The sequence below is a fragment of the Spongiactinospora gelatinilytica genome (assembly GCF_003236385.1).
Taxonomy (GTDB): Bacteria; Actinomycetota; Actinomycetes; order Streptosporangiales; family Streptosporangiaceae; genus Spongiactinospora; species Spongiactinospora gelatinilytica.
Genome location: NZ_POUA01000523.1, coordinates 1 through 4,111, shown reverse-complemented (window position 1 = coordinate 4,111; position 4,111 = coordinate 1). Strand labels below are relative to the sequence as shown.

The window sequence follows — 4,111 nt, the reverse complement described above, 5'->3', positions numbered from 1 at the left end:
GGCGGGTGTGAGGCGCGGCCGGCCAAGGCGTTCGGGGCGTGGGCCGAGGCGGAGTTCAGCGGGTCGGTCGCGGTCCTCACCGACGGGAAGCCCACCTGCCTGGCCGCCTACGGCCAGGCCGACGACCGGGGCAGGCCGAACACGCCCGGCACGGTGTTCGACATCGGCTCGATCACCAAGGCGTTCACCGCCGCGGCCGTGTTCCGCCTGATCGACAAGGGCAGGCTGGCGCTGGACGACCGGGCCGGCGACCTCCTGCCCGCGCTGCGCGGCCCGGTCGCCGCCGCCACGGTCCGGCAGCTCCTGCTGCACGAGAGCGGCCTGACCGGCACGCACGCCGCCGACGACGCCGTGGTCGGCAAGGCCGCGGCCATCGCCGCCATCGGCGACCTGGACATCGCCTTCCGGCCGGGCACGGGCCACCAGTACTCCAACGCCGGATACACACTGCTCGCCCTGATCGTGGACGAGGTGTCGGGCATGGGCTTCCGGGACCACCTCACCGCCGAAGTCCTGCGGCTGCCCGGAGGCAAGGCCGTGGGCGGGTTCTGGAACGGCGAACCCGCCGTACCGGGGCCGCGCGCGCTCGGCGTATTCGACAACGGCAAGACCGGCGACCCCGGCGGACCGGCAGAAGGCCCGCACTGGGCCATGGACGGCAACGGCGGCCTCGCCATGACCGCCGGGGACCTGGCGCAATGGACGCACACGCTGTTCACCGGCGGCCTGGTGACACCGGCGTCGGCCAAGGCCATCGCCGCCCCCGGGCACGACCTGGGCGGGGGAAGGTCCGAGACGCCCGGCTGGGTGGCCACGTCGGCGGAGGTCTTCGGCGAGCCGTTCCTGGCCGCGGCGGGCGGCGGCGGGGAGAGCGCCCACAACGCGATGGTCGCCTGGGTCCCCGGCCGGCGCATGGCGGTCGCCGTCCTGTCCAACAGGCCCGAGGTGACCGCGGAGGACCTGCTCACCACGGTGGGCCCGGCACTGCTCACCGGACGCCCGCTGCCGGTGCCGAGAACCACCGCCCGCCCGGCGGACGGCGAGCAGACCGCTATCGTCGGGACGTACCGGCTGCCCACGGGAGGGTCGTTCCAGGTGAGCGCGAACGCGCGCGGGCCCGCCGTGACCGCCGTAGGGGCCGACGCGGTCGCGGCCCTGTTCCCGCCCGGCCCCGAGCCGGGCGCGGACGCCCTGCGCGCCCACGAACGGGCGGTGCTCGGCCTGCTCGCCGGGCGGACCAAGGAGGGGCGCAAGGAGCGCGCGGCGCTGCGCGGCACGCTCGGGCCGATCGGCGGCATCGTCCCGGCTGGCACCCTGCACACCGCCGGCGAGCTGCGCACCTACGTCCGCATCACGGCGGGCGGGCGCCAGGTGACCGGCTGGTGGTCGGTCGGCGAGCACGGCGGTGTATCGGCGGCCGAGGTCCCCTCCCCTCCACCGGTGCTGCGCCTCGTGCCCGCCGGGGACGGCTACCGCCCCGACGACCCGGCCGGCAAGGGCTCCGAGGTGACCGTCAGGTTCGGCGGGGACCGCATGACCATCGCCCGCGGGCCGGGCGGCACATCCGTCGCGGAAAGGACCGGCTGACCCGCCCCCATGCGCATTCTGCTGATCGAGGACGATCCCGACCTCGCCGGGATCGTCGCCCTCGGGCTCCGGAACGAGTCCTACGCGGTCGACCTGGCCGCGACGTACGCCGCCGCCGAGGAGTCGCTGCGGGCCACCGCCTACGACGTGGCCTGCCTCGATCTGACCCTGCCGGACGGCGACGGGCTGGACCTGCTGCGCCGGCTGGGGACCGACCCCGGCCTGCGCCGCCCGAGGCGGACGCTGGCGCTCACCGCCCGCGACGCGGTGTCCGACCGGGTCGCGGGGCTCGACGCGGGCGCCGACGACTATCTGGTCAAGCCGTTCCACTTCGCCGAGCTGCTGGCCCGGCTGCGGGCGCTGGGCCGCCGGGGCGAGGAGCGGGGCACGGTACTTCGGGCGGGCGGCCTGACGCTCGACCTCGCCGCGCACCGGGCCTGGCGGGGGGACGCCGAGCTGGGGCTGACCTCCCGGGAGTTCTCGCTGCTGCGCTATTTCATGCACCACCCCGGTGAGGTGCTGTCCGCCGAGGAGCTGCTCGAACACGTCTGGGACGCCAACGCCGACCCCTTCACCGCGTCGGTGCGCGTGATCCTCAGCCGGCTGCGCAGGAAGCTGGGCGAGCCGCCGCTGATCCACACCGTCACCGGGGCCGGTTACCGGCTCCAGGGGCCCGTGCCGTGATCCGCCCGCTGCGCTCGCTGCGGGCCCGCCTGGCCGTCCTCGGGTTCCTGGCGATCTACCTGCCGCTGCTGCTGCTGTCCGGCGTGGTACTGGTGACCGAGACCGAAACGGCGACCGAGATCGTGAACGGCGCGGAACAGGTCGCCGACGTCACCTCGCACACCACCGTCTCGGTCACCTGGACGCTGGTCGCGCTCGGGCCCGCCGCCGCGGCGGCGGCCTGGTGGTGGGCGGGCCGGGCGGTGCGGCCGATCGAGCGGGTGCGGGCCGTCGCGGACGAGATCGGCGCGACCGACCTGAGCCGGCGCATCGGGCTGTCTCGCGGGCCGGTGGAGGTCACCGCCCTGGCGGCGAGCTTCGACGCGATGCTCGACCGGCTGGAACGCGCCGCGGCCACCCAGCGCCGGCTGATCGAGGAGACCAGCCACGAGCTGCGGATACCGCTGTCGGTGCTGCTCGCGAACGCGGACGTGCTGCTGGCCCATCCCGCGCCGACCCTGCGGGTCTACCGGGAGGGGCTGGAGCGTTCAAGGGCGGCGGCGGTGCGGCTGCGTACGGTCATCGACGACCTGCTGGCCGAGGCCCGTGGCCGGGCCCGCGTGCTGGACCGGCGGCCGGCCGACCTGATGGCGCTCGTGCGGGACGTCGTGGCGGGCGCGGCCCCGCTGGCCGCAGGCAAGGACATCGACGTGTCCGTCGCCGGGCCGGACGCGGTGGAATGCGCGGTGGACGGGCCGACCGTGGGCCGGGCCGTCGCCAACCTGGTGGACAACGCCATCAGGTACGGCCCGCCCGGCTCATCGGTGGAGATCGAGGTGGGGGCCTCGGGCCGGGAGGCCGTGGTGACCGTGACCGACCACGGCGCGGGCGTCCCCGCCGGCGAACGGGAACGGATCTTCCAGCGGTTCTGGCGGGGCCGGCGCGACGTCCCCGGCACCGGCCTCGGCCTGCCGATCGCCAGACAGGTCGCGCGGGCCCACGGGGGCGACCTCACGGTCTGCTCCCCGGGGCCCGCGGGCGACGGCTGCGTGTTCAGGCTGACCCTGCGCCGGTGACGCGGGGGTGGCGTCAGGCGGCCGGACGGCCGAGCGAGCGCAGCCGGTCCGGGGTCAGCGCGGAGACGTTCTGGTCGATGGGCGTGTCGGAGTACTGGTGGATGGCCCAGGACTTCCAGTCGGCGGGCGCGGTGACCGCACCCTTGTCCTTGCCGTAGTGGGCCACCCACAGCGGGTACTCCGCGAGCCCGGCACCGTAGGTGTCGGCGAAGTTCCAGCCGCTGTAGAGCAGCGGGGCCGTGCCGGTCTTGGACTTCACGTGCGACAGCCAGGTCTTGGCCCAGGCGTTGACCTCGGCGGCGGACCTGCCGTCGGTGGTCTCCAGATCCAGCACCAGCAGGTCGCCGCCCTTGGCGGGCCGGGCGTTCACCACGGACAGGAAGTGCTCGGCCTCGGCCACCGGGTCGTTGCCGGGGTGGCCGTAGTGGTAGGCGCCGCGCACGATGCCCTTGGCGTCGAGCTGCTGCCAGTGCCGGGCGAAGGAGCGGTCGGTGAAGGTCAGCCCCTCGGTCGCCTTGACGATGCCGAAGCCGGCCGGGCTGGCCGCCCAGTCGTGGTCGGCCTGGTAGCCGGAGACGTCCTGGCCGTAGGTCAGGGCGGCGGTGCGGCTCTGGGCGTTGTGCGCGGCCCCGCCGTGGTCGGCGTGGGCGGGCGCGGCGGCGACGGTGAAGCCCGTCACGGCGGTGGCCGCGGCGAGCAGACCGGCGACGGTGGTGGTGCGGATGTCACGCAGGAGACGTTCGGTCATGATGCGGGGCATGCTGCTACTCCAAGGGGAACGGGGG

Annotated in this window: 4 protein-coding genes; 3 read left to right on the top strand and 1 reads right to left on the bottom strand. The window is 75.2% G+C overall.

Translation table 11 applies throughout. The features are described 5' to 3' along the window. The 3 genes from C1I98_RS36170 to C1I98_RS36160 form a co-directional block, all read left to right on the top strand. A partial coding sequence (locus C1I98_RS36170) for a serine hydrolase domain-containing protein (protein WP_111171790.1) occupies positions 1-1,587 on the top strand: 1,587 nt, incomplete at its 5' end. A gap of 9 nt (positions 1,588-1,596) precedes the next feature. Beyond that, complete coding sequence (locus C1I98_RS36165; RefSeq protein ID WP_111171789.1) at positions 1,597-2,271, top strand: response regulator transcription factor; 675 nt, start codon at positions 1,597-1,599, stop codon at positions 2,269-2,271. Further along, entirely contained in the window at positions 2,268-3,326 is a 1,059-nt protein-coding gene (locus tag C1I98_RS36160) for a HAMP domain-containing sensor histidine kinase (protein WP_111171788.1), read from the top strand. The genes C1I98_RS36165 and C1I98_RS36160 overlap by 4 nt, the downstream gene beginning before the upstream one ends. A 13-nt stretch (positions 3,327-3,339) precedes the next feature. Here the strand turns inward: C1I98_RS36160 and C1I98_RS36155 are convergent, their stop codons facing one another. Continuing rightward, entirely contained in the window at positions 3,340-4,074 is a 735-nt protein-coding gene (locus C1I98_RS36155; RefSeq protein ID WP_158558332.1) for a glycoside hydrolase family 25 protein, read from the bottom strand. Between the last annotated feature and the right edge of the window lie 37 nt (positions 4,075-4,111).

Coding starts and splice junctions, on each gene's coding strand:
- C1I98_RS36165 (WP_111171789.1), top strand. CDS start 1,597: ATGCGCATTCTGCTGATCGAGGACGATCCCGACCTCGCCGGGATCGTC.
- C1I98_RS36155 (WP_158558332.1), bottom strand. CDS start 4,074: ATGACCGAACGTCTCCTGCGTGACATCCGCACCACCACCGTCGCCGGT.